General features: G+C 71.6%; 25 protein-coding genes. 13 read left to right on the top strand and 12 right to left on the bottom strand.

Features of this window, described 5'->3' with window-relative positions:
- Positions 1–11: 11 nt before the first annotated feature.
- Positions 12–197, top strand: a complete 186-nt coding sequence (locus tag ACH54P_RS39690) for a hypothetical protein (RefSeq protein WP_489908420.1) — start codon at positions 12–14, stop codon at positions 195–197.
- Here the strand turns inward: ACH54P_RS39690 and ACH54P_RS39685 are convergent.
- On the bottom strand, positions 172–819 hold the full coding sequence (locus ACH54P_RS39685) for a DsbA family oxidoreductase (RefSeq protein ID WP_489908419.1): 648 nt from the start codon (positions 817–819) through the stop codon (positions 172–174). The genes ACH54P_RS39690 and ACH54P_RS39685 overlap by 26 nt on opposite strands.
- Positions 820–921: 102 nt before the next feature.
- On the opposite strand from ACH54P_RS39685, the gene ACH54P_RS39680 reads away from it, so the two are divergent.
- Positions 922–1,521, top strand: a complete 600-nt coding sequence (locus ACH54P_RS39680; protein WP_489908418.1) for a QsdR family transcriptional regulator — start codon at positions 922–924, stop codon at positions 1,519–1,521.
- 333 nt (positions 1,522–1,854) lie between these two features.
- The gene (gene bdeA, locus ACH54P_RS39675; RefSeq protein WP_489908417.1) at positions 1,855–2,784 is read left to right on the top strand and encodes a bis(hydroxyethyl) terephthalate hydrolase; all 930 of its coding nucleotides are present in this window, start codon (positions 1,855–1,857) and stop codon (positions 2,782–2,784) included.
- Between the two features lie 37 nt (positions 2,785–2,821).
- On the opposite strand, the gene ACH54P_RS39670 is transcribed toward bdeA, so the two are convergent.
- A complete protein-coding gene (locus tag ACH54P_RS39670) occupies positions 2,822–3,790 on the bottom strand; it encodes an NAD(P)-dependent alcohol dehydrogenase (protein WP_489908416.1) in 969 nt (322 codons plus the stop codon).
- Between the two features lie 97 nt (positions 3,791–3,887).
- Between ACH54P_RS39670 and ACH54P_RS39665 the strand changes: the two genes are divergently transcribed.
- Positions 3,888–4,574, top strand: a complete 687-nt coding sequence (locus ACH54P_RS39665) for a TetR/AcrR family transcriptional regulator C-terminal domain-containing protein (protein WP_489908415.1) — start codon at positions 3,888–3,890, stop codon at positions 4,572–4,574.
- A 350-nt stretch (positions 4,575–4,924) separates the two neighbouring features.
- Positions 4,925–5,206, top strand: coding sequence for a DUF6228 family protein (locus ACH54P_RS39660; protein ID WP_489908414.1), 282 nt, complete (start codon positions 4,925–4,927; stop codon positions 5,204–5,206).
- A 185-nt stretch (positions 5,207–5,391) separates the two neighbouring features.
- Here ACH54P_RS39660 and ACH54P_RS39655 read toward each other — a convergent pair whose 3' ends face one another.
- Positions 5,392–6,141 (bottom strand): VOC family protein, encoded by a 750-nt coding sequence (locus tag ACH54P_RS39655; protein ID WP_489908413.1) that lies wholly within the window; start codon positions 6,139–6,141, stop codon positions 5,392–5,394.
- 182 nt (positions 6,142–6,323) lie between these two features.
- Between ACH54P_RS39655 and ACH54P_RS39650 the strand changes: the two genes are divergently transcribed.
- Complete coding sequence (locus ACH54P_RS39650) at positions 6,324–7,322, top strand: LLM class flavin-dependent oxidoreductase (protein WP_489908412.1); 999 nt, start codon at positions 6,324–6,326, stop codon at positions 7,320–7,322.
- Between the two features lie 94 nt (positions 7,323–7,416).
- On the opposite strand, the gene ACH54P_RS39645 is transcribed toward ACH54P_RS39650, so the two are convergent.
- The 4 genes from ACH54P_RS39645 to sigK form a co-directional block, all read right to left on the bottom strand.
- Complete coding sequence (locus ACH54P_RS39645) at positions 7,417–8,085, bottom strand: fasciclin domain-containing protein (protein WP_489908411.1); 669 nt, start codon at positions 8,083–8,085, stop codon at positions 7,417–7,419.
- A gap of 106 nt (positions 8,086–8,191) precedes the next feature.
- Entirely contained in the window at positions 8,192–9,730 is a 1,539-nt protein-coding gene (locus ACH54P_RS39640) for a molybdopterin-dependent oxidoreductase (RefSeq protein WP_489908410.1), read from the bottom strand.
- 18 nt (positions 9,731–9,748) lie between these two features.
- The gene (locus ACH54P_RS39635; protein WP_489908409.1) at positions 9,749–10,438 is read right to left on the bottom strand and encodes an anti-sigma factor; all 690 of its coding nucleotides are present in this window, start codon (positions 10,436–10,438) and stop codon (positions 9,749–9,751) included.
- A complete protein-coding gene (sigK, locus tag ACH54P_RS39630; protein ID WP_489908408.1) occupies positions 10,435–11,031 on the bottom strand; it encodes an ECF RNA polymerase sigma factor SigK in 597 nt (198 codons plus the stop codon). Before sigK ends, ACH54P_RS39635 begins: the two co-directional genes overlap by 4 nt.
- Positions 11,032–11,436: 405 nt before the next feature.
- Here sigK and ACH54P_RS39625 point away from each other — a divergent pair, with 405 nt between their 5' ends.
- Entirely contained in the window at positions 11,437–11,850 is a 414-nt protein-coding gene (locus tag ACH54P_RS39625) for an SsgA family sporulation/cell division regulator (RefSeq protein ID WP_489908407.1), read from the top strand.
- Positions 11,851–11,879: 29 nt separating this feature from the next.
- Positions 11,880–13,256: a class I adenylate-forming enzyme family protein gene (locus tag ACH54P_RS39620; RefSeq protein WP_489908406.1), complete on the top strand. Its 1,377-nt coding sequence runs from the start codon at positions 11,880–11,882 to the stop codon at positions 13,254–13,256.
- On the opposite strand, the gene ilvD is transcribed toward ACH54P_RS39620, so the two are convergent.
- Positions 13,235–14,926 carry a dihydroxy-acid dehydratase gene (gene ilvD, locus ACH54P_RS39615; RefSeq protein WP_489908405.1) on the bottom strand — a complete coding sequence of 564 codons (1,692 nt, stop codon included), beginning with the start codon at positions 14,924–14,926 and terminating at the stop codon, positions 13,235–13,237. The two genes, ACH54P_RS39620 and ilvD, sit on opposite strands and share 22 nt — an antisense overlap.
- A 116-nt stretch (positions 14,927–15,042) precedes the next feature.
- Between ilvD and ACH54P_RS39610 the strand changes: the two genes are divergently transcribed.
- Together ACH54P_RS39610 and ACH54P_RS39605 are read left to right on the top strand one after the other, a co-directional pair.
- Complete coding sequence (locus ACH54P_RS39610; RefSeq protein ID WP_489908404.1) at positions 15,043–16,119, top strand: NAD(P)H-dependent amine dehydrogenase family protein; 1,077 nt, start codon at positions 15,043–15,045, stop codon at positions 16,117–16,119.
- A complete protein-coding gene (locus tag ACH54P_RS39605) occupies positions 16,116–16,601 on the top strand; it encodes a carboxymuconolactone decarboxylase family protein (RefSeq protein WP_489908403.1) in 486 nt (161 codons plus the stop codon). Before ACH54P_RS39610 ends, ACH54P_RS39605 begins: the two co-directional genes overlap by 4 nt.
- A gap of 29 nt (positions 16,602–16,630) precedes the next feature.
- On the opposite strand, the gene ACH54P_RS39600 is transcribed toward ACH54P_RS39605, so the two are convergent.
- The gene (locus ACH54P_RS39600) at positions 16,631–18,187 is read right to left on the bottom strand and encodes a GMC oxidoreductase (RefSeq protein ID WP_489908402.1); all 1,557 of its coding nucleotides are present in this window, start codon (positions 18,185–18,187) and stop codon (positions 16,631–16,633) included.
- Positions 18,188–18,395: 208 nt separating this feature from the next.
- Here ACH54P_RS39600 and ACH54P_RS39595 point away from each other — a divergent pair, with 208 nt between their 5' ends.
- Positions 18,396–18,764 carry an RNA-binding S4 domain-containing protein gene (locus ACH54P_RS39595; protein ID WP_489908401.1) on the top strand — a complete coding sequence of 123 codons (369 nt, stop codon included), beginning with the start codon at positions 18,396–18,398 and terminating at the stop codon, positions 18,762–18,764.
- 144 nt (positions 18,765–18,908) lie between these two features.
- Here the strand turns inward: ACH54P_RS39595 and shbA (ACH54P_RS39590) are convergent, their stop codons facing one another.
- Positions 18,909–19,442 (bottom strand): RNA polymerase sigma factor ShbA, encoded by a 534-nt coding sequence (gene shbA / locus ACH54P_RS39590; RefSeq protein ID WP_489908400.1) that lies wholly within the window; start codon positions 19,440–19,442, stop codon positions 18,909–18,911.
- Positions 19,443–19,600: 158 nt separating this feature from the next.
- Entirely contained in the window at positions 19,601–20,317 is a 717-nt protein-coding gene (locus tag ACH54P_RS39585) for an SDR family oxidoreductase (protein ID WP_489908399.1), read from the bottom strand.
- A gap of 83 nt (positions 20,318–20,400) precedes the next feature.
- Here ACH54P_RS39585 and ACH54P_RS39580 point away from each other — a divergent pair, with 83 nt between their 5' ends.
- Together ACH54P_RS39580 and ACH54P_RS39575 are read left to right on the top strand one after the other, a co-directional pair.
- Entirely contained in the window at positions 20,401–20,949 is a 549-nt protein-coding gene (locus ACH54P_RS39580; RefSeq protein ID WP_489908398.1) for a TetR/AcrR family transcriptional regulator, read from the top strand.
- Between the two features lie 28 nt (positions 20,950–20,977).
- On the top strand, positions 20,978–21,280 hold the full coding sequence (locus tag ACH54P_RS39575; protein WP_489908397.1) for a cupin domain-containing protein: 303 nt from the start codon (positions 20,978–20,980) through the stop codon (positions 21,278–21,280).
- A gap of 3 nt (positions 21,281–21,283) precedes the next feature.
- Here the strand turns inward: ACH54P_RS39575 and shbA (ACH54P_RS39570) are convergent, their stop codons facing one another.
- Complete coding sequence (gene shbA, locus ACH54P_RS39570; RefSeq protein WP_489908396.1) at positions 21,284–21,937, bottom strand: RNA polymerase sigma factor ShbA; 654 nt, start codon at positions 21,935–21,937, stop codon at positions 21,284–21,286.
- Positions 21,938–21,984: the final 47 nt, after the last annotated feature.

The raw sequence follows: 21,984 nt of genomic DNA, 5'->3' as shown, positions 1-21,984 counted from the left end.
ACGAGGTCACCGTGCTCGCCATTCTCGCCGCCGTGTTGTTCGGGCTCGCCCTGCTGATGGAACTCTTCGGGTTCGGGCTCGGCCCGGTCATCACGAGCGGGACGCTGACCACCGCCGGGCTGCTGTGCGTTGCGCTGCACCTGGCCGGCGTCGCCACCGACCGCTCGCGGTTCACCCGGCGGCGGCGCCGTCGCTGACGTCCGCCGCGCGCCGCAGGACCTGGGTGAACACCTCGGGCGACTGGGCTCCCGCCACGCCGAACCGCCGGTCGATCACGAAGAACGGCACCCCGGTGGCGCCCAGCGCCCGAGCCTGTTCGCCGTCCGCGGCGACTTCGGCTTCGTAAGTGTCCGAATCGAGCACCGCGCGGGCCTCGCCGGCGTCGAGCCCGGCTTCCGCGGCGAGCTCGATCAGCGAGCCGCGGTCGAACAGCGACCGCCGCTCGGTGAAGTGCGCGCGGTAGAAGCGCTCGACGACGGCGTCGGCCAGCCCGCGGTCGGCGCCGAGGTGGACGAGGCGGTGGCCGTCGACGGTGTTGCCCATGTGGACGCGATCGAGGTGGTACTCGAGGCCGTCGGCGGCGGCGCGCTCCTCCATCTGCGCTTCCATCGCGTCGGCTTCTTCCAGCGTCCGGCCGTACTTCTCGGCCAGCACCTCACGCGACGGCCGGGACGTCCCGCGCGGGAACGCCGGGTCGAGCTGGAACGAGTGGTGGACGACCTCGACGTCCAACCCGACGTCGGCGACCGCCCGCTCGAAGCGGCGTTTGCCGAGATAGCACCAGGGACAGACCAGATCGGACCAGATGTCGACGCGCACGACGCCACGCTAACCGAAGGGGCGGCGCGCACTTCAAGGTAACCGGCGGCGACCTGGTGACTTCCGGGACCGCGCCACCCGGAACCCCCTAAGGTGGGGCCGGTGACCGTCTCGACCGAGGAAATCGTCCGGCATGCGGCGCGGCTGCTGTACGCCGGAACCCGCCTCGACCTCGGCCGGATGGCGGCCGACTTGGGGATCTCGCGCACGACGTTCTTCCGGCGCGTCGGCAACCGCGACGACGTGATGGGCGCCGGCCTCCGCCTGCTGTCCGACCGCACCTGGCGCCGAGCCCTCGAGCGCTGGCACGAGTCCCACGGCGACGCGGTGCGGACGCCGGAAGGCCGGCTGCGTTGCCTGTGGGTGATGGAGGAGTACCGCCGCGAGGTCGCGGGCAACGACGGCATGCGCAAGCTGATCGAAGCGGAGTCGACGGTGGCACTGCGGGTGTTGACGGACCCCCGCGGCGCGGTCCAGCCGGCGCTGGTCGACGCGCACGTGGAGCTGTTCCGGGAGGACGCCGAAGCGGCCGGGTTGACCCCGCTGGTGGGGTTGCCGGACCTGGCGTTCGCAGTGGTCCGGCTCGGCGAGTCCTTTCTGTACTCGGATGTCCTGGCGGCGCGCACGGTGGATTTGGCCGTGGCGACAACCCTGCTGGACACCTTGGTGCGGGGAGCTTTGGAACCGGACGCCGGGCGCTGAGCCGGATGAAAGTGCCGGCCGCGACTCGCTGAGCCCGGTCGACGAGCGCCCCCAGGACGGCTTGGGGTGCGACTCGCGCACCCCAGGCCGTATGGGGACGCTCGAAACCCTCACGTACGTGCCAGTCGGCGGCTGAGCGACCGCCCAGTTCGTCAACCACTCACCCATTCGGACGTTGTGGAACATTTGGCCGAAGTGTTTCATAAGGCGACGGGAAAGCGGTTACCCCGCGTCCCGCCCGCGGCATTCCCCCCGTTGCCGCACCACGGTTCCGCCGGTCCGCCCGTCCGTGTCCGGGCACGCTTTCGCCTGCCCGGGGAAAGAGAGCGATCCATGTCCGTACTCACCAGCCCGCCGACGTTGTCTGGCTCGGGTGAGAAAATTTCCCGCCACCGAGGGTGGCGCGCCAAAGCCGCCGGGGTGGTCGTGGCCGCCTTGGCCCTGACCACCGGGGTCGCCGCGCCGGCGCCCGCCGCCGCGAATCCCTACGAGCGGGGCCCCGACCCCACCACGGCCAGCATCGAGGCCACCCGGGGCTCCTTCGCGACCAGCACCGTCACCGTGTCGAGGCTGGCCGTCTCCGGCTTCGGGGGCGGCACCATCTACTACCCGACGTCCACGACCGCCGGCACGTTCGGGGCCCTCTCGATCGCGCCCGGCTTCACCGCCACCCAGTCGAGCATCGCCTGGCTGGGCCCGCGGCTCGCGTCGCAGGGCTTCGTGGTGTTCACCATCGACACCCTGACCACCAGCGACCAGCCCGACAGCCGGGGCAGGCAACTGCTGGCCTCGCTCGACTACCTGACCCAGCAGAGCTCGGTGCGCTCGCGCATCGACAGCACCCGGCTCGGCGTCGTCGGGCACTCGATGGGCGGTGGCGGCACCCTCGAAGCGGCGCGCTCGCGGCCGTCGCTGCAGGCGGCCGTCCCGCTGACCGGCTGGAACCTGACCAAGAACTGGTCGACGCTGCGCGTGCCGACGCTCGTCGTCGGGGCGCAGTCGGACACCGTCGCGCCGGTGGCGTCGCACTCGATCCCGTTCTACACGAGTCTGCCGTCCACTTTGGACCGCGCGTACCTCGAACTGCGCGGCGCCAGCCACTTCGCGCCGAACTCGCCGAACACGACGATCGCGAAGTACACGCTGTCCTGGCTCAAGCGGTTCATCGACAACGACACCAGGTACGAGCAGTTCCTCTGCCCGATCCCGAGCACGAGCTTGACGATCTCCGACTACCGGGGCAACTGCCCGCACGCCGGCTGACCGGACCCCGGGAGGCGCCCCCAGCGCCTCCCGGGGTTCACCGCGTCACGACGACTTTTCCCTTGGCGTGCCCGGCTTCCTGGTACGCGATCGCCGCGCGGAGGTCGTCGAACGGATAGCTCCGGTCGACGACCGGCGTGAGCTCGCCGCGCTCGACGAGGGCGGTCAGCTCGCCCAGCACCACCTTCTTGTCCCGGCAGGCCACCGCGTCCGCCCGCACGACCCGCCGCCGCGTGAACGGGCCGGCCGCCAGCGCCCCGAAGACGTGCCCGGCCGGCTGCAGCCAGCGTCCGGCCGGTCCGCCGACGGCGACGAACGTGCCGTCCCTGTCCAGCACCCGGCGGCAGGCCAGGAGCGACCGGCTGCCCGCGATGTCCACGATGACGTCGTAGCGACGGCCACTCCGGGTGAAGTCTTCCGTCCGGTAGTCGGTCACCTCGGCCGCGCCGAGCGCGCGGGCGCGGTCGGCGTTGGCGGCACCGCAGACGGCGTCGACGTCGGCACCGAGAGCTTTGGCCAGCTGGACGGCGAAGGTGCCGACGCCGCCGGAAGCACCGTTGACCAGTACTCGCTGCCCGGCTGCGACCCCGCGCAGGGCGAGCAATGCGGTGACGGCCGCCATCGGCATCGCCGCCGCCTGCTCGTGGGTGAGGTTCGCCGGCATGGGCGCCAGCAGGTCCTCGCGCACGCAGACGTACTCCGCGTAGGCGCCGTTCGGCAGGAGCGCGTAGACGTCGTCGCCGGGCCGGAAGGTGGTCCCGGCCGTCTCGACCCGGCCGGCCAGGTCGCAGCCGAGGACGCCGGCCACGGGTCGCCGCAGGCCGAAGCCGCCGGTCATCAGGCGTGCGAGGTACGGCTCGCCTCTCATGAAGTGCCAGTCGTACGGGTTGACCGACGTGGCCCGCATCCGGACCAGCACCTCGCCGGCGGCGGGGACGGGGTCGGGCACGTCCTCGAAGCTCAGGCTTTCCGGCGGACCGTAGACGCGCTGGACCAGGGCTTTCATGACGCCTCCCGCTGCTCTTACGTTGTAAGTCTTACGACGTAAGGTACGCCGTACGCCGTAAGGCGGTCAAGCGGCGGTGCCTTGTACGATCTCCGGGGTGACCACGGAAGCGCGGATCCCGCTGAGCCGAGAGCGCGTCCTGCGGGCGGCGGTCGACCTCGCCGACGAGCACGGCCTGCGCGCGTTGACGATGCGCCGGCTCGCGGAGGAGCTGGGCGCCGAGGCGATGTCGCTCTACTACCACGTGGCGAAGAAGGAAGACGTGCTCGACGGGATCGTCGACGTCGTGGCCCAGGAGATCAACGACGCCGTCGCCGGGCTGGCCCCCGCGACCGGCTGGAAGCAGGAGGCGCGGCAGCGGATCCTCGCGGCGCGCCAGGTGTTCCTGCGGCACCGGTGGGCGCCGGAGCTGTTCGAGACGAGGTCGTCGACGAGCCTCGCGGTCCTGCGCTACTACGACGCACTGGTCGGCCTGATGCGCGACGGCGGGTTTTCGCACGACCTGGTCCACCACGCGCTGCACGCGCTCGGCAGCCGCGCGCTGGGGTTCAGCCAGGAACTGTTCGACCCGGCCGCGGGCGAGTCGACGGAGGTACCACCCCAGCTGGCGGCCGAGCTGCCGAACCTGGTGGGCATGCTGGCGGAGATAGCCCACGACGACCCGGACTCGACCCTGGGCTGGTGCGACGACCAGACGGAGTTCGAGTTCGGCCTTGACCTCATCCTCGACGGCTTGGACCAGCTGCGAGAGGGAGCCCAAGAGGCTGTCTCGCGGCGTCGATGATCGCCACTGCCGCGAACACCTTCCGTCTGGGCCGGAACGGCGGTATCAGCGGCGCGGCAATACGCCAGAGCTCATCGGGGACCGGGTCCCGCGCAAGATCGGACGATCATGCCCGAAGTAGCGCCTGCGGCCCGTGCTCGGGGCAGTGCGGGGATTGGCAGTTGGTCGTCGAGTCCCACGACTTCTAACCTGCTCAAATGATCGAAGACGGCCCTGCGGTACGCGTGGGAGACACCGGACCACGACCGGTCCACCTGCTCTTCCACGAGCCGACAAGACCGTTCGGGGACGACCCCACACTCGACTTCCTCGTGAAAGCTCGCGGGTAATGGGCGAGCATCGAGACCCTGGTGCGGACGTGGGACGGCGACGGCCTCGACACCTTCCTCTCCTCACTGGCCGAGGACTTCCGCGGCTGGGAAGGAGCGCGCGCCTGGCGCTCTCTGGAAGGCGACCTGACCATCTCGGCGGAACACCGCCCGGGCGGCTACGTCCACCTGACGTGGGGTATCCACGACCGGCCTCCGTCCGAGGAGTGGCACTTCGAGACCACCACCGTGCACGCGGCCGGCGAGGAGATGCGAAACCTCGCCGCCGAGCTCCACACGTTTCCGACGAGCGCCATCGAGTAGCTGAAGCACCACCACGTGAGACAGCCGCTAAGCCTCGTCGCCCAGCCAGGCCTGGAACCCCCGCTTGGCAGAACCGTGCGACCTGCACGCGTTCATACCCCGCCTTGAGTTCGCGCAGGCACCGCCAGGGCGGCCACGGCGGCGCTCCGGCACCACCGGGCACGTCCAGCGCGATGCGGTGGCGATCACCCGGGCTGGGGTGGCGACCCGGCGGGGTGGCGACCGGTCGGGCGCACGCAGAACTCGGTGCCGTCCGGATCCGCCAGCACGACGGTGCCGTCGTCGCGGACGTCGAGCCGAGCGGCGCCGAGGGAGATCAGCGCTTCGACCGCCGCCCGCTGGTCGCCGTCCGCCGGGAGCAGCTCGAAGCACTGCCGGTTCGGCCCCGCTTCCGGCGCCGCGGGCGTGCCATCCCATGCGTCCCAGGCGACTTTCGTGCCGCCGCGCGGTGATTGGATCGCAATCTGCTCGCCCCGGTCCCACACCAGGGGCCAGCCCAGCGCCTCGCTCCAGAACAGGCCGACCTGCCGGGTGCCGGCACAGGTGAGCTCGCCCAGCGGGCCGCATCCGGCGAGGTAGCCGTTGCCGGGCTCGATCACGCAGAACTCGTAGCCTGCCGGGTCGGCCAGCACGACGTGCCTCTCCTCGGGTCGCTGCCCGACGTCGACGTGGCGGCCGCCGAGCCTGACCGCAGTGGCCACCGTGCGCCGCTGGTCGTCGAGGTCGGCGCTGGTCAGGTGCAGGTGCATCCGGTTCGCGCCGAGCCGGCCGGCGCGGCCCGGTACGAACCGCAGGCCGAGCTGGGCGTCCCCGCCCGGGAGCAGCACACCACCGGCATCCTCGACGACCTCCCGACCGAGCAACCCGGCCCAGAAGCGAGCCGGTCCAGCCGGGTCGTCCGCCTCGAAGGTCACCGCCAGCAGTCGCGAACGCATCACCGGAACGTAGACACCTCCCCGTGGGGCGGCAAGGCAATATCGGACCGGCGGAAACCACCCGGTGGAAACCGACCCCGGTGCCCGGAATGGCTCGTTGTCCCCACCATGGCCCTGGGAGCCGTCGCCCAGCTGGTGGAACTCCCGCGGCCACCCACCCCGGCGCGGGCAGAATCGGCCCCGTGTCGCGACCACTGCGGAAGCTCGGCTTCCTGACCATCGGCCTCTTCGACCCGGACGATCCGCGCCGGGGGCACGAGTCGACCCTCGAGATCATCGAGCTCGGGGAACAGCTCGGCTTCGACAGTGCCTGGGTGCGGCACCGGCACCTCCAGTACGGCATCTCCTCGCCCGTGGCCGTGCTCGCCGCCGCGTCGCAGCGGACCGGCCGGATCGAGCTCGGGACCGCCGTGATTCCGCTCGGCTGGGAAAATCCGCTGCGGCTCGCCGAGGACCTCGCCACCGTCGATCTGCTCTCCGGTGGCCGGCTCAACCCGGGGATCAGTGTCGGCCCGCCGATGCGGTACGACGAGGTCAAGCACGCCCTCTACCCGGACACCGCGGACGCCGAGGACTTCGGCTACGACCGCGTCCGGCGGCTGCTGGACTTCGTGCGGGGCGAACCGGCCACCGGGTTCAGCGGGACCGCGGGGTTCGAGGTGTTCTCCGACCGCGTCCAGCCGCAGTCGCCGGGGCTCGGGGACCGCCTCTGGTACGGCGGGGCGAGCCTGCGCTCGGCCGAGTGGGCCGGGAAGCACGCGATGAACTTCCTGACCAGCAGCGTGGTCAAGACCGAAGGCGAGAGCACCGACTTCGCCGAGATCCAGCACTCCCACATCCGGACCTTCCGCGAGCACCACCCGGCCGGCCGCGTCTCGCAGGGCCTGGTCGTGATCCCGACCGACAGCGCGACGCCGGAGCAGCGTGCGAAGTACGAGGCGTACGCCGCGAAACGGCTGCCGCGCACCGCGGAACCGCAGGGCCCCGCGCGGATGCTGTTCTCCCCCGACTACGTGGGCACCTCGGCCGAGATCGCCGAGCGGCTGCACGCGCACGAGGCGTTCCGCGAGATCGACGAGGTGGCTTTCGCCCTGCCGTTCACCTTCGACCACGAAGACTACGTGCAGATCCTCACCGACATCGCGGAACGCCTCGGGCCGGAACTCGGCCGGAAGTCCTGACCTGATGAGGCTTATTCAGCCGTCGGTCGCCGCCGGACTTTTGCCTTGATCAACCGCGTGCGGGCGGGTCGCGGCGGCCTGACCGGAATAAGCCTCACTTGTTGGTGCCCGGCGTCAGCACCTTGTCGATCACGAAGACCGTGGCGTTCTTGGTGGGGATGTTGCCGCACAGGATCTTCGCGCCGTTGACGGTCATGTTCTCGCCCGAGCCCTCGATCTTCAGGGGGCCGCCGGCGGTGTTCAGCGACTCCAGCGAACCGGCCGCACCCAGCCCGGTGGCGTCGTAGCGCTTGCCGACGACGTGGTATTGCAGGATCGGCGCGAGCTCGGCCGGCTTGCCCGCCAGCTCGGCGAACTTCGCGTCGCCCAGCGCGGCGAAGGCCGGGTCGGCCGGCGCGAACACCGTGATGGCTTCCTGGCTGTTGAGGGTGTCGACCAGGTTGGTGGCCTTGACGGCCGCCACCAGCTTGGTCAGCAGCGGGTTGGTCGACGCGGCCGAGGCGACCGGCTGCGGGCCCATCGAGTCGAGCGAGCCGGGCGCCGAGCCCTGCGGCAGCTGCGAACAGGCCGGGCCGAAGACGTCGGCGTTGGTGGTCACGCCGTTCGCGGCGGCGGCGTTGGTGGACGGCGCCGGCATCGACGACGACGGGGCCATGGAACTGCCGGAGCTCCCGGAGGAAGCGGTGTCGCTGCCGCTGCACGCGGTCAGCGAAAGGGCGGCCACGGCGGCGAACCCGAATCCGGCGACACGAAGCTTGGTCACGAAAATCACTCCACTAAGCGGCTTGGACAGTTCACGCGGAACTGTTTCTTGTCGGGTATTCGGAACTGCGGTCGAAAAAGATTGCCGTCCGATCGGGTGACGTGGGTCACCGTGCGGTGAAAGCGAGGCTGTGCCACCCGGTCGCGCCATCGGGAACGGTTCCGGCCCGCACATCGGTCTGCGTGTACCCGCTTTTGTCGGTCGCCCGGCAGACGATCTGGTGGCCACCCGGCGCGGCGTCGAACTCGATCCACCACATGCGCCACGTGTCGGGGTTGACCTCGTGGGACAGCATGGCTTCGCGCCACGGGCCGTTGTCGACCCGCACCTCGACGCGGTCGATCCCGGTGTGCTGCGCCCAGGCGACCCCGGCGACGCGGACCTTTCCCGACGGAACCGTTTCGAATCCCTTCGGCGTGTCGATCCGCGATTCCGTCTTGATCGGCGCTTCCCGGCCCCAGCCGCGTTTCAGCCAATACGCCTGCCGCGCCTGCCACGTGGTGACCTCGAGGTCGGTCACCCATTTCGTGGCCGACACATAACCGTACAACCCGGGGATCACCAGCCGGGCCGGGAAACCGTGTTCGATCGGCAGCGGCTCGCCGTTCATCCCGATGGCGAGCATGGCGCCGCGTGCGCGGTCCATCGCCGCGGCGACCGGGCTGCCGGAGGTCCAGCCGTCCACACTGGACGAAAAGAGCTGCTCGGCACCGGGGCGCACGCCGGCCTCTTCGAGCAGGTCCGCCAGGTCGACGCCGATGAAGTTCGCGGTCGACACGTACGTGCCGCCGACCTCGTTGGAGACGCACGTCATCGTGATCGTGCGTTCCACGAGCGGCCGGTCGCGGATGTCCCCGTAGCCGTAGCGCACCTCGCGGTCCACCATGCCGTGCAGCCGCAGGCTCCAGTCCTCGGTCCGCACCTGCGGCACCGACAGCGCGGTGTCCACGCGGTAGAAGTCGGTGTTGCGGGTCAGGAACGCCGGAGTGCCCAGCTTCGCGAAGTCGGCGTCGGCGGGGATCACCGGCGCCGTCCGGGCCGGCACCAGCCGCCCGACCGCGGCGCGCGACGAGGCCGCGTCACGGCTGCCGGCGAGCAGCTGACCGCCGAGGCCGGCGACCCCGGCTCCGGCGACCACCCCGGCCCCGGCCAGCAGCACCGTGCGGCGCGAGGAACCGGCCGCGGGTTCCGGCGTGGCGTCGCGCCGGGCCAGCCGGTGCAGGACGGCGAACGCCGCGACCCCGGCGACCAGGCTCGCCAGCGGGGCGAGCAGCGCGACCACGTCGAGATCGGGCCGCGCGTACACCGCGACGAGACCGACGAGACCGAACCCGGCGATCACGACCAGCCCCGGCCACGGCGTGCGGCGCGAGAGGAGCCCGGCCACCGCGGCCACGACCACCAGCACCACGGCCATCCCGGACAGCAGCACGAGCTTGTCGTAGGTGCCGAACGTGCGGACCGCGAAGTCCTTGAGGCGCACCGGGGTGAGGTCGATGGCGCCGTTGCCGACCGCCAGGTACGGCGACGCGTTGACGCCGACGAGTCCCGCGACGAGGTGGCCCGCCGCCAGCGCGGTGGCGAGCGCCAGGACCCCCAGTACCGCGGCCACCCACCGGCTCAGCCGGGGTTCGGACGTGCTCATGGTGCTCCTGTCATGGTGCTAGGCAAGGGAAATCCGGCTGACGGCCGGGGTTGTCGGGCCCGGGGAGCCGCCCACGGGCTCGACGGTGATCCCGATCCGGTCGGTGCCCGGCGGAAGGTCCGCGACGAGCATTCGCTGCGACGGCTCCGGGCTCATCAGCCCGGCCGAATGCGCGCCGCCGGAGCCGATGAGCCACACCTGGTAGACGTGCCCCGCGTCGAGGGCAGGCAGCCCGGACGCGAGCAGCACGGCCTGGTTCCGGCTGCGCGAGACGACGAGCGTGGCGTGGCCCTGGCCGACCCCCGGGATCGCCGAGGCGTCGGGCGCGGACAGCACCGAGTCGACCGGAGCCGGCTCGGAAGTGGTGCCCCGGACGCCGATCGCGACCGCCGCCACGGCCGCCGCGGCGGCCCCGAACAGCGCGACGCGCAGCTGCCACGTCTTGGCCCGGCTCAGCTTGCGGACCACCGGCACCCTCGGCGGCAGCTGGCGGGCGCCGGCCACGCCGGCGAGCACCGCCTGCTTCAGCCCCGGCGGCGGGTCCACCGCGGCGGCGACGCCGAGCCGGGCGCCGGTCGCGCGCAGCTCCGCCACCTCCTGGCGGCACGCGGCGCACTCGACGAGGTGCCGCTCGAATCCGGCGCGGTCCACATCGGACACGGCGTCGATGGCGAAGGCCCCGGTCAGCATGTGCAGCTCGGCGGTCATCGGTCCACCCCCAAGCAGTCACGCAGCCGGATCAGGCCGTCGCGGATCCGGGTCTTGACGGTGCCCGGCGCGACCTTCAGCACCTCGGCGACCTCGGGGTAGGTGTAGCCGTTGTAGTAGGCCAGCACGATCGACTCGCGCTGCAGGTCGGTGAGCGCGGACAGGCACTGCCGCACCCGCTGCTGCTCCAGACCGGCCAAAGTGGACTCGGTGACCTCGTCGAACGGCCGCCGCACGTCCATCCGGCCGGCCCGCTCCTCCCGGTCGAGCACGGCCTGGTGCGAGCGCACGCGGTCGACGGCCCGGCGGTGCGCGATGGTCAGCACCCACGACAGCGCGCTGCCGCGTTCCGGGACGTACCTCGTGGCCTTGCGCCACACCTCCACCAGCACCTCCTGAGCCACTTCCTCGGCTTGGGCGTGGTTGCGCAGCACGCGCGTCGCCAGCCCGAGCACCGGACCGGCGACGACGTCGTACAGCGCCGAGAACGCCGTTTCGTCCCCGGCCGCGACCCGCCGCAGCAGTTCCTCGGCGCTCGGCACGGGCGCCGGCGCCTCGTCCGGCTGCAGCCGTAACCACCCACGCTCACCCATGCCCGGCACCCTCCACCTCGCCCACCACGCCTCCCGGCTTGTGAGGGGGGTTCGCGGCCGGAGGAGGGGGCGGACTGGTGCTCGGTGGCGGTTCCCACCCGGACGGTCCAACTCCGGCGGGAAGACCCATCCGCGGGCTTCGCCGCTCCGAAAGCCAGCTGCCGAGGTGCGGTCGCGGGCCCACCGTGAGCCCCGGTGGCACCACGAGTCACAGCAGAACCGGCGGAGTCACCGCCATTCACCGTGGGTGATCAGACTGCCCTTTCGGCCACGCTCACGGTGACGTCCGCCACTTCTTGATCACCCCTGCGTGTGAAAGTTTTTCGGATCGCTGGGCGTTGAACTCACCATGGGTTATCCCTGGAACAAGATCAACCCAACCGACGAGTAGCAAAGGGGCCATCCATGGCCGACTCCCACGACGTGACCAGTGCCAGCATCGACTTCGCCCTGCGGACCTTCGGGGCTCCGCCGCGGCCGGTGCCGGCCGAGCTGGAGTACGACACCCTCGACCCCTACGCGGTCGCCGTCGTGCTGCACGCCGGCGTGAGCGCCGTCCGGTGGCTGTTCGGGCGCGACCTGCTCGCCGACGGCCTGCTGGCCCGCTGCGGCGACGGCGACGTGCGGATCGGGCCCGGCTCCGACCCCGCCCTGATCGTCGTCGAGCTGAACTCCCCCGACGGCGCCGCCGTGCTCGAAGCGCCCGCGAAGGAGATCGCGGCCTTCCTCGACCGGACCTACGACGTCATCCCGGCCGGCAGCGAGAGCGACTGGTTCGACTTCGACGAGGAACTCGAGAAGCTCTCCTACCAGGACTGAGGCTTGTCCCGCTGAGTACCGTCCCGCGGGTGAGCTTCTTCCTGACGAAAGTGCTCACCGCCCTCGACGACGGCGGTGACCGGGTCCTCTTCCACTCCGGCGGTGCCACGACCTACCGCCAGGCCCGCGACCGCCTGCGCCGGCTGCACGCCGGCCTGGGCGACGCCGACGTCGTCGCGATCGACCTCCCCAACCGGCCGGAAACCGTCCTCGTCCAGCTCGCGGCCCTGCTGCGCGGCGCGACCGTGCTGCTGGTCGCGGCCTCGGCACCGCGCCGGGACCGCCTCGCCGCGGCCGAAGCGGCGCGGGTCACGACCGTCATCACCGACCGCCCGGGCGACTGGCCCGGCATCGACGTCCGGACCCTCGACGACCTCGACGGCGAGCCCCAGCCGCTCGAGCCGCCGGAAACGGTCAGCCTGCTCTTCCCCACCGGCGGCACCACCGGCACCCCGAAGCTCATCCGCCACAGCGGCATCTACGACGGCATGGCGCACATCTTCACGCCGAACGAAGACGGGCCCGGGCGCACCCTGCTCGTCGCGCCGATGACGCACATGACCGGCAACGCCACCGTGCTCGGCGCGCTGCTGCGGGGCGACACCGTGGTGCTGCAGGACGGCTTCGACGCGGGCGCCGTCCTCGGCGCGATCCAGGAGCACCGGATCGACACGCTTTCGCTCACCCCGCCGCGTCTGGCGGCGGTGCTCGACCACCCCGCGCTCGCGGAGACCGACGTCAGCAGCGTCCGGTCGCTGTCCCTCGGCGCCGCGCCGCTGCCGCCGCACCGGCTCGCCCAGGCCCTCGAGGTCTTCGGCCCGGTCGTCGGCCAGGGCTACGGCCTCACGGAGGCCCCGATGATCGCGAGCATCTCCGCCGCCGAGCTGATCGGCCGGCCGGAGCGGCTGGGCTCGGTCGGCCGGATCGTGCCCGGCATGGAGGCCCGGATCACCGGCGACGGCGAGGTCGAGGTGCGCGGACTGGCCATGATGGACGGTTACCTCGGCGGCCCGGACGTCGGCGCCGGCTGGCTGCGCACCGGCGACCTCGGCCGCTTCGACGACGAGGGGTACCTGTACCTGCTCGACCGCGCGGACGACGTCGTCGTGGTCGGCGAGCACGGCACCAAGGTCGCCTCGACCGTCGTCGAGCACGCCCTCGCGACGCACCCGGCCGTCCGGAGCGCGGCCGTCTTCGGCGTCCCGGGCGAAGACGGCCGGCTGCTGCACGCCGTCGTGGTCGCCCGGGGGCCGCTCACCGCCGAAGAAGTCCGGGCGCACGCGCGCGAAGCCTTCGGCCAGGAGCACTACGTCCCGGCCGGCGTGGACTTCGTCGACGCGCTGCCGCTCACCGCCGTCGGGAAGGTCGACAAACGCGCGCTCGTTCAGCTCGTGACGGCGCCGTAGGACGACGACCGGACCAGCTTCGCGTACTTCCCGAGCACGCCTTCCGGGAACTTGTTCGGCAGCGGCTCCCAGCCTTCCCGGCGGGACGCCAGCTCGGCGGCGTCGACGAGCAGGTCGATGCTGCGGCCCTTGATGTCGACGGCGATCCGGTCGCCGGTGCGGACGAACGCGATCGGCCCGCCGTCGGCCGCCTCCGGCGCGACGTGGCCGATGCAGAGGCCGGTGGTGCCGCCGGAGAACCGCCCGTCGGTCAGCAGCAGGACGTCCTTGCCCAGGCCGGCGCCCTTGATCGCCGCGGTGATCGCGAGCATCTCGCGCATGCCCGGGCCGCCCTTGGGACCTTCGTAGCGGATGACGACGACGTCACCGGCCTCGATGCGGCCCTCGTTCAGCGCCGCCATCGCGTCCTGCTCGCGCTCGAACACGCGCGCCGGGCCTTCGAAGTTGGCGGTGTCGAACCCCGCGGACTTCACGACGGCGCCCTCCGGGGCGAGCGAGCCGCGCAGGATGGTGATGCCGCCGGTCGGGTGCAGCGGGTTGTCCAGGGTGCGCAGGACCTCGCCGTCGATCGGGTCGGGGTCCAGCTCGGCGAGGTTCTCCGCCACGGTCTTCCCGGTGACGGTCAGGGCGTCGCCGTGGAGCAGCCCCTCGTCCAGGAGCGCCTTCATCAGCACCGGGATGCCGCCGTGGCGGTCGATGTCGTTCATGACGTACTTGCCGAACGGCTTGAGGTCGCCCAGGTGCGGGACGCGGTCGCCGACGCGGTTGAAGTCGTCGAGGGTCAGCTCGACCTTCGCCTCGTGCGCGATGGCCAGCAGGTGCAGCACGGCGTTGGTCGAGCCGCCGAGGGCCATCACGACGGTGATGGCGTTCTCGAACGCCTCGCGCGTGAGGATGTCGCGCGCGGTGATGCCGCGCTCGAGGAGCCCGACGACGGCTTCGCCCGAAAGGTGCGCGTAGTGGTCGCGGCGGCGGTCCGCGGACGGCGGCGCGGCCGAGCCCGGCATGCTCATCCCCATCGCCTCGGCCGCCGACGCCATCGTGTTCGCGGTGTACATCCCGCCGCAGGCGCCTTCGCCGGGGCAGATGGCGCGTTCGATGCGGTCCAGGTCGTCGGTCCCGAGCCGGCCCGCCCGGCACGCGCCGACCGCCTCGAAGGCGTCGATGATGCTGACGTCCTTTTCGGTGCCGTCGGTGAGCTTCACCCAGCCGGGGGCGATCGTGCCCGCGTAGAGGAACACCGACGCCAGGTCGAGCCGGGCCGCCGCCATCAGCATGCCCGGCAGCGACTTGTCGCAGCCGGCCAGCAGGACCGAGCCGTCGAGCCGCTCGGCCTGCATCACCGTCTCGACGGAGTCGGCGATGACCTCGCGGGAGACGAGCGAGAAGTGCATGCCGTCGTGGCCCATGGAGATGCCGTCGGACACCGAGATCGTGCCGAACTGCAGCGGGTAGCCGCCGGCCGCGTGCACGCCTTCCTTGGACGCCTGCGCCAGCCGGTCCAGGGATAGGTTGCACGGCGTGATCTCGTTCCACGAACTGGCGACGCCGATGATCGGCTTGCGCCAGTCGCCGTCCCCCATCCCGACGGCGCGGAGCATGCCGCGGGCGGGCGCGGCCTCGATCCCGTCGGTCACCGTGCGGCTGCGGGGCTTCGGGTCGATCGTCATCTCACAGGCCTCCGATACGACGTTCGGACGCACTGCATGCTACCCGGGTCCGCGCGGTCCGCTGGCCGGAACGAATTCCTTCCCGCCGCCGCGCGAACCCGCGAAAACTCGGACCCATGATCGCCACAGTGGTGTGGGGCACCGGCAACGTCGGCCGTGCGGCAATCCGGGCCGTCGACGCCCACCCGGCGCTGGAGCTCACCGGAGTGCTGGTGCACGACCCGGCGAAGGTCGGCAAGGACGCGGGCGAACTGGCCGGGGCCGGCGCGCTGGGGGTCGCCGCGACCGACGACGTCGACGCCGTGCTGGCCGCGAATCCGCGAGCCGTCGTCTACGCCGCTTCGGGCGACGTCCGGTTCGACGACGCGCTCGCCGACATCGTGCGGGCGGTCGGGACGGGCGCGGTCGTCGTGACCCCGGCCCTCTACCCGCTCTACGACCAGCGCAACGCCCCGCCCGAGCTGCGCGACCCGGTGCTGGCGGCGATCAAGGAAGGCGGGGGCTCGCTCTTCGTCTCCGGCGTCGACCCGGGCTGGGGCAACGACGTGCTGCCGCTGCTGATCAGCGGGCTCGGCACCGACGTCGACGTCATCCGCTGCCAGGAGATCTTCGACTACTCGACCTACGAACAGCCCGACTCCGTCCGGTACCTGGTCGGCATGGGCCAGCCGATGGGCTACGACCCGCCGATGCTGATGACCGGCGTGCCGTCGATGGTGTGGGGCGGGCAGGTCCGGCTGATCGCGCGCGGCCTCGGCGTCGAGGTGGACGAGCTGCGCGAGACGCTCGATCGCCGTCCGCTCGAGGAAACCGTGTCCACGCGGACCATGGGCGAGTTCGAGAAGGGCACGCAGGGCGCGGTCCGGTTCGAGGTCCAGGGCATCGTGGACGGCGAGCCGCGGATCGTCATCGAGCACGTCACCCGCATCCACCCGTCGTGCGCGCCGGACTGGCCGGTGCCGCCCAGCGGCGACGGCGCCCACCGCGTGATCATCGAAGGCCGGCCGCGCATCGAGGTCACCGTCGAGGCGAGCGACGAGGGCGACAACCGGTCGGCGGGCGGGAACGCCACCGCCGTCGGACGGCTCGTCGGCGCGATCGACTGGCTGGCCGAGGCGGAACCCGGCCTCTACGACGCACTCGACGTCCCGCTGCGCCCCGCAGCCGGCAAGCTCGGAAGGAGGCGTCCGTGAACATCGACATCCCCGAGGGCAAGGACCCGATCGGGTACGTCTGGGGCGAAATGGTGCCCGGCATCGGGATCGCCGCGTCGCAGTTCTCCCTGGCGGTGTACGCCCACACGACGTTGGGGCTGCGGGAGTTCGAGGCCGCCCGGCTGCGGATCGCGCAGATCAACGGCTGCGTCTTCTGCCTCGACTGGCGCACCGAGCGCGACGGGCAGAAGGTCGAGGAGGAGTTCGCGGACGCCGTGCTCGACTGGCGCACGACGGACCGCTTCGACGACCGGACGCGGCTCGCGGCGGAGTACGCCGAGCGGTACACCCTCGACCACCACAACCTCGACGACGAATTCTGGACGCGGATGTCCGCGCACTACAGCCAGCAGGAGATCGTCGAGCTGAGCATGAGCCTCGGCGCGTGGCTCGCGTTCGGACGGCTGAACCACGTCCTCGGCCTCGACACCGTCTGCGTGCTGCCGTCCCACCGGTCGTGAGGGGCTGAGCGCCCCTCACGACCTTCGGGTCAGAAGTCCGTCGAGATGATCTTCTCGATGTTCCGTTCCGCCAGCGCGGTGATGGTGACGAACGGGTTGACGCTGGTGTTGCCCGGGATCAGGGAACCGTCGATCGCGTACAGGCCCGGGTACCCGGCCAGCCTGCCGTAGTTGTCGGTCGCCTTGCCGAGCACCGCGCCCCCGAGCGGGTGGTAGGTGAGATGGTCGCCCCAGATCTTGTACACGCCGAACAGGTCGGTCCGGTAGATCGTCCCCTCCGTCGCGTTGATCTTGTCGAAGATGGTCTTCGCCATGTCGATGCCCGGCTGCTTCCACGCCGTCTGCCAGTTCAGGTCCACGCTCTGCGTCGACGGGTTCCAGGAGAACTGCGCGCGGTTCGGGTTCTTCGTGATCGACAGGTAGAACGACGCCCACGTCTCGATCCCGGTCGGCAGCGGCGCGACCTCGGCGAACGCGCCGCCCGCGGCCCAGTTGTCGATGCCGCCGCAGGGGATGGACGACTGGAGGGCCCCGGTCGGGTCCCAGATGTGGTTGGCGCGCCCGCACATCACGTTCCCGTTGTCGCCCCAGCCCTTCCCGACCTCACCGCTCAGGTTCGGCAGCGCGCCGGTGGCCTTCAGCTTCACGAGCAGCTTGCTGGTGCCGACGCTGCCGGCGGCGAAGAACACCTTGTCCGCCGTCACGGTCTTCGTCGTGGACACCGCCCCCGCGGTGGTGAGCTGCTCGATCGCCACGGTGTAGCCGCCGCCGGACGCGGGCGCGACCGACGTGACCCGGTGCAGCGGCGAGATGGTGACCCGGCCGGTCGCCGCGATCTGCGGCAGGTACGTCTTCTGCAGGGATTTCTTGCCGTAGTTGTTGCCGTACAGGATTTCCCCGGCCAGGGCCGACTTCGGCACGGTGCCGGCCGCCTCCTGCTCCATGTAGTTCCAGTCGTAGACGTCGGGGACGAACACGAACGGGAACCCCGACCGCTGCGCCTGTTTCCGGCCGACGCGGGCGTACTGGTAGCAGTCGGTGGTGTCGAACCAGGCCGGGCGGACCGTGGCGACGCCGAGGCCCGCGTTCGCGCGCGGGTAGTAGACGTTGTACATCTCGTCGGCGTTGACGGTCGGGAGGATGGCGGCGAAGTTCTCCCGCTTCGGCGTGACGGCCATGCCGCCGTTGACGAGCGAACCGCCGCCGACCCCGCGGCCCTGGTACACGGTGATCCCGCTGAACTCCTCGGCGTCGAGGATGCCGGTGTAGCGCGGGATGTCCTTGTCGATCGGGAACCCGAGGAAGTTGCTGAGCGGCTGCTTCGTCCTGGTGCGCAACCAGAACGAGCGCTGGTCCGGGGTCGTCGTGTTGGCGAAGATCTTGCCGTCCGGGCCGGGCGTGTCCCAGGCCATGCCCATTTCGACCATGTGCACGTCGACGCCGGCCTGCGCGAGCCGCAGCGCCGCGACCGAGCCGCCGTAGCCGGTGCCGATCACCAGCGCGGAGACGCGGGCGCCGTTGGGAATGGATTGCGCGGCGGCGGGCTGCTGCGCTGCGGCTCGGCCGGCCAGCGCCGCGCCGGCCAAGATAGAACTGGTTCCAGCGATGAAGAGGCGACGGGATATTGCGCCAGAAGTTGTTCTCCACACGGGTTCGTCACTCATGTGTTGTTCCTCACCGTTGAGGTATTTAGAACAAGTTATAGCTTGGTGGTGCAGACAAGTCGACACGTACCCGTCGGTAACCTGCCGGGGTGGCGCGGCTGTGCCGCTGAATGGGCCATGATGGACGACTGTGGAGTCGACCCGAGTGGACCGCTGGCTCTGGGCGGTCCGGCTGACGAAGACCCGCCCGGACGCGGCGGCGGCGTGCCGCGGCGGGCACGTGCGCGTCAACGACAAGCCCGCGAAGCCCGCGACGACGGTGGTCCCGGGCGACGAAGTCCGCGTGCGCCTCGCCGGGACGACGAGGGTCCTCGACGTGGTCAGGGTGATCCAGAAACGCGTGGGTGCAGCGGACGCGGCGACGTGTTTCGTGGACCGCACCCCGAAGCCACCCCCGGAAACGGCGATCCCGGTGGCCCGCCGCGAGCGCGGCGCGGGACGGCCGACCAAAAGGGAGCGTCGGGTGCTGGACGCGTTCCGCTCCCAGCAGGAGCCCTGAGGTGAAGTCGTTCAGCGCGGGGCCGCGGGTCTTGGGGCGCGGCCCCGGCTCGGTGAACGTCGGCGGCCCCAGCCCTGCCGTGCGCGGGGCCGCGGGCGCCGGGCCGCATTGAACCCCGCGGCCCAGCCCTTCCGCGAACCGGGCTCAGCCTGAGCGGTCCGTGACCACCTTGCGCAGCTGGCCGAGCGCTCGGTGCTGCGCCACCCGGACCGCGCCCGGGGTCGAGCCCACCGCCTCCGCCGTCTCCTCCGCCGACAACCCCACCACCACGCGCAGCACCACGATCTCCCGCTGCTTCTCCGGCAGGACCTGGAGCAGCTTCGCCATGCGCTCGCCCAGCTCACGGCGCAGGGCGTGGTGCTCGGGGTCCATCGAGGCGTCGACCTCGTCCGGCAGCTCGGCGACCGGCTCGTCCCACTGCCGTGCCGCGGCCTTTTGGGCCGCCGCCACCTTGTGGCGGGCGATGCCGCACACGAAGTTGGGGAACGGGCGGTCCGGGGGACGTCCGGGCAGCGCCTTGAGCAGCGCGAGGCACACGTCCTGCGCGACGTCGTCGGCCGAGTGCCAGGTGTCCTGCCCGGTACCGAGGCGGGCGCGGCAGTACCGCACCACCAGCGGCCGCGCCGCGGCCAGCAACCGGTCCGGGGCCCCCGTTTCGTGGGCTGTGCTGGTCGTCATGTCTTCCTTTCCGCGCGATGGGGCGCCGGCGGACGCGCACCGGCACGGGGGACTACCCGTTTTCCGCCGTCCCCGATCCGGGTGACGCGGATTCCCCGCTATTTCCGGTGAACCCGCACCGGAATCGGCGATCCCTAGGTCAAGTGCGCGGATGACCTTCAGGCCTGCGCGGTGGGCCGGACGACGATCTCGTTCACGTCGACGTCGGCCGGCTGCTCGACGGCGAACGCGATCGCCCGGGCGATCGCCTCCGGCGGGATGGCCACGGTGTCCCGGGTTTCGGTGAGCTGCGCCCGCACCTCCGGCTCCGGAATGCCGTCGATGAAATCGGTGTGGATGATGCCGGGCGAGACGAGTGTGACGCGCAGGTCCTGGCCCGCCTCCTGGCGCAGGCCTTCCGAGATCGTGCGCACAGCCGTCTTCGTGGCCGCGTACACGGCCATCGTCGGCACGGTGCGGTACGCCGCGGTCGACGCCGTGTGCACGAACTGCCCGAAGCCCTGCTCGCGGAACACCGGCAGGGCCGCCGCGATGCCGTGGAGCACGCCCTTGACGTTGACGTCGATCATCGTGTCCCAGTCGTCGACGCGCAGGGCGTCGAGCGGCGAGATCGGCCCGACGCCCGCGTTGCCGACGAGAACGTCCAGCCGGCCGTGCCGCTCGCGGGCCACTCGGACGAGGTTCGCGACGTCTTCGGCCTTGCGGACGTCCGTGGGCACGGCGACGGCGCCGATCCGCGCGGCCAGTTCGTCCAGGCGGTCCTTGCGCCGCGCGCCGAGCACGACCTTCGCGCCGCGCTCGGCCAGCAGCGTCGCGGTCGCCGCGCCGATCCCGCTGCTGGCGCCGGTGATGACGACGACCTTGTTCTCGATCATGGGAGCTCCTCGCTAAGTGGACATATGTCCGGTTACGTCTCCGACGGTAGCGGACAGCTGTCCGGTTGGCTAGGGTGAGGGGCATGACACCGATGCGGGCCGACGCCGAGCAGAACCGCGAGCGGATCCTCGAGGTGGCGCGCACGGCGCTCAAGGCGTCGAGCGCGGCGTCCCTGCAATCGATCGCGAAGGCCGCCGGTGTCGGCCAGGGCACGCTCTACCGCCACTTCCCCAGCCGGGAAGCGCTGCTGCTGGCGGTGTACCGGCACGACGTCGAGGAACTGATCGACGCGGCGCCGTCGCTGCTCGCCGAGCACCCGCCGGCGGAGGCGCTGCGGCGGTGGTTCGAGCGCCTGGCGGCGTACGGCCGCATCAAGCACGGCGTCGGCGAGGCCGTCGAAGCGGCGACGCGCGCCGATCTCTCGGGTGAGTACTACGAGCCGGTGCTCAAGGCGATCACGCTGCTGCTGGACGCGGGCAAGCGGGCGGCGACGCTGCGGCCGGACGTCGACGCCGAAGACGTGCTGCAGCTGGTGGGTTTCCTGTGGCGCAACGACTTCGGGCCCGACCGGGCGGCGCGGACCGCGCACCTGCTGACCCTGGTGATGGACGGGCTGAAACCGCAGTCCTGAGCGGCGCTTCCGGGGCTACGCTGGCCGGGTGAGCGACAGCGAGGATTTCGAAGGGCGCGACATCGGGTCCGGGATCTCGGTCATCCACGAACGCACCGACGTCGTCGGCGCCGGGCCGCGGCTGCACCGGCACCCCTACGCCGAGACGTTCGTCGTCATCCGGGGGCGGGCCCGGTTCACCATCGGCGACGAGCAGCGCGACGGCGGCGCCGGGGACGTGCTGGTCGTCCCGGCCGGTACGCCGCACAAGTTCGCCGTGCTCGGCCCCGGCGTCTACGAGGCCGTGCACATCCACGAGAGCGACCACTTCGTCACCGAATGGCTGGAGTGACGCTCAGAGCTCGCCGTCCCCGATCATGCCGCGCAGTTTGGTCAGGGCGCGGTACTGCGTGATGCGGACGTTGCCGGCGGAGATGCCCAGCGCCTCCGCCGTCTCGGTCGCCGACAGGCCGACCACGATCCGCAGCGTGAGGATCTCCTGGTGCAGCCGCGGCAGCGTCGCCACCAGCCGGCCCAGCCGGGCGCCGAGGTCCAGCTCGAGCACGTGGTTCTCCGGCTCGTTGCCGCCCAGCGGCCGGTCCGGCAGCTCCGGCACCGGCTTCGACCGGTCCCGCGCCACCGAACGGAAGGCGTCGGCGACCTTGTTCGCCGCGATGGCGCGCACGAGGTACAGGAACGAGCCGCCGCGATCCTGGTAGTTCGGCAGCACCTTCAGCACGGCCAGGCACACCTCTTGCGCGACGTCGTCGGCCGAGAGGTAGGACAGGTCGCGCCCACCCATCCGGGCGCGGCAGTAGCGCACGACCGTGGGCTTGACGAGCCGCAGCAGCGCCTGGACCGCGTCCGGGTCGCCGGTGCGCGCCGCCGCCACCACCGGGTCGAGCCGCTCCTTCGTCAGCTTGCCGTCCGGCCGCGGCGACTCCCCGAGCACGACGTAGCCGTCGACCGCTTCCGTCGCCGCCTGCGACGCCGAGATCATGGTATCCACGGGTCCCTCCTCGCGTCCGCCACCGGGTACCCGTCCGTCCACAGTGG

It is taken from the genome of Amycolatopsis sp. N2S4-7 (assembly GCF_058119595.1).
Note: the sequence above shows the minus strand (reverse complement) of the source record. Positions and strands in the feature narration are given on the sequence as shown.

Bases quoted from the DNA above. Each gene is read 5' to 3' on its own strand.
- bdeA (WP_489908417.1), top strand. From the start codon at position 1,855: ATGTCCGTACTCACCAGCCCGCCGACGTTGTCTGGCTCGGGTGAGAAA.
- ACH54P_RS39670 (WP_489908416.1), bottom strand. From the start codon at position 3,790: ATGAAAGCCCTGGTCCAGCGCGTCTACGGTCCGCCGGAAAGCCTGAGC.
- ACH54P_RS39655 (WP_489908413.1), bottom strand. From the start codon at position 6,141: ATGCGTTCGCGACTGCTGGCGGTGACCTTCGAGGCGGACGACCCGGCT.
- ACH54P_RS39640 (WP_489908410.1), bottom strand. From the start codon at position 9,730: ATGAGCACGTCCGAACCCCGGCTGAGCCGGTGGGTGGCCGCGGTACTG.
- ACH54P_RS39635 (WP_489908409.1), bottom strand. From the start codon at position 10,438: ATGACCGCCGAGCTGCACATGCTGACCGGGGCCTTCGCCATCGACGCC.
- sigK (WP_489908408.1), bottom strand. From the start codon at position 11,031: ATGGGTGAGCGTGGGTGGTTACGGCTGCAGCCGGACGAGGCGCCGGCG.
- ACH54P_RS39625 (WP_489908407.1), top strand. From the start codon at position 11,437: ATGGCCGACTCCCACGACGTGACCAGTGCCAGCATCGACTTCGCCCTG.
- ilvD (WP_489908405.1), bottom strand. From the start codon at position 14,926: ATGACGATCGACCCGAAGCCCCGCAGCCGCACGGTGACCGACGGGATC.
- ACH54P_RS39610 (WP_489908404.1), top strand. From the start codon at position 15,043: ATGATCGCCACAGTGGTGTGGGGCACCGGCAACGTCGGCCGTGCGGCA.
- shbA (WP_489908400.1), bottom strand. From the start codon at position 19,442: ATGACGACCAGCACAGCCCACGAAACGGGGGCCCCGGACCGGTTGCTG.
- ACH54P_RS39585 (WP_489908399.1), bottom strand. From the start codon at position 20,317: ATGATCGAGAACAAGGTCGTCGTCATCACCGGCGCCAGCAGCGGGATC.
- ACH54P_RS39580 (WP_489908398.1), top strand. From the start codon at position 20,401: ATGACACCGATGCGGGCCGACGCCGAGCAGAACCGCGAGCGGATCCTC.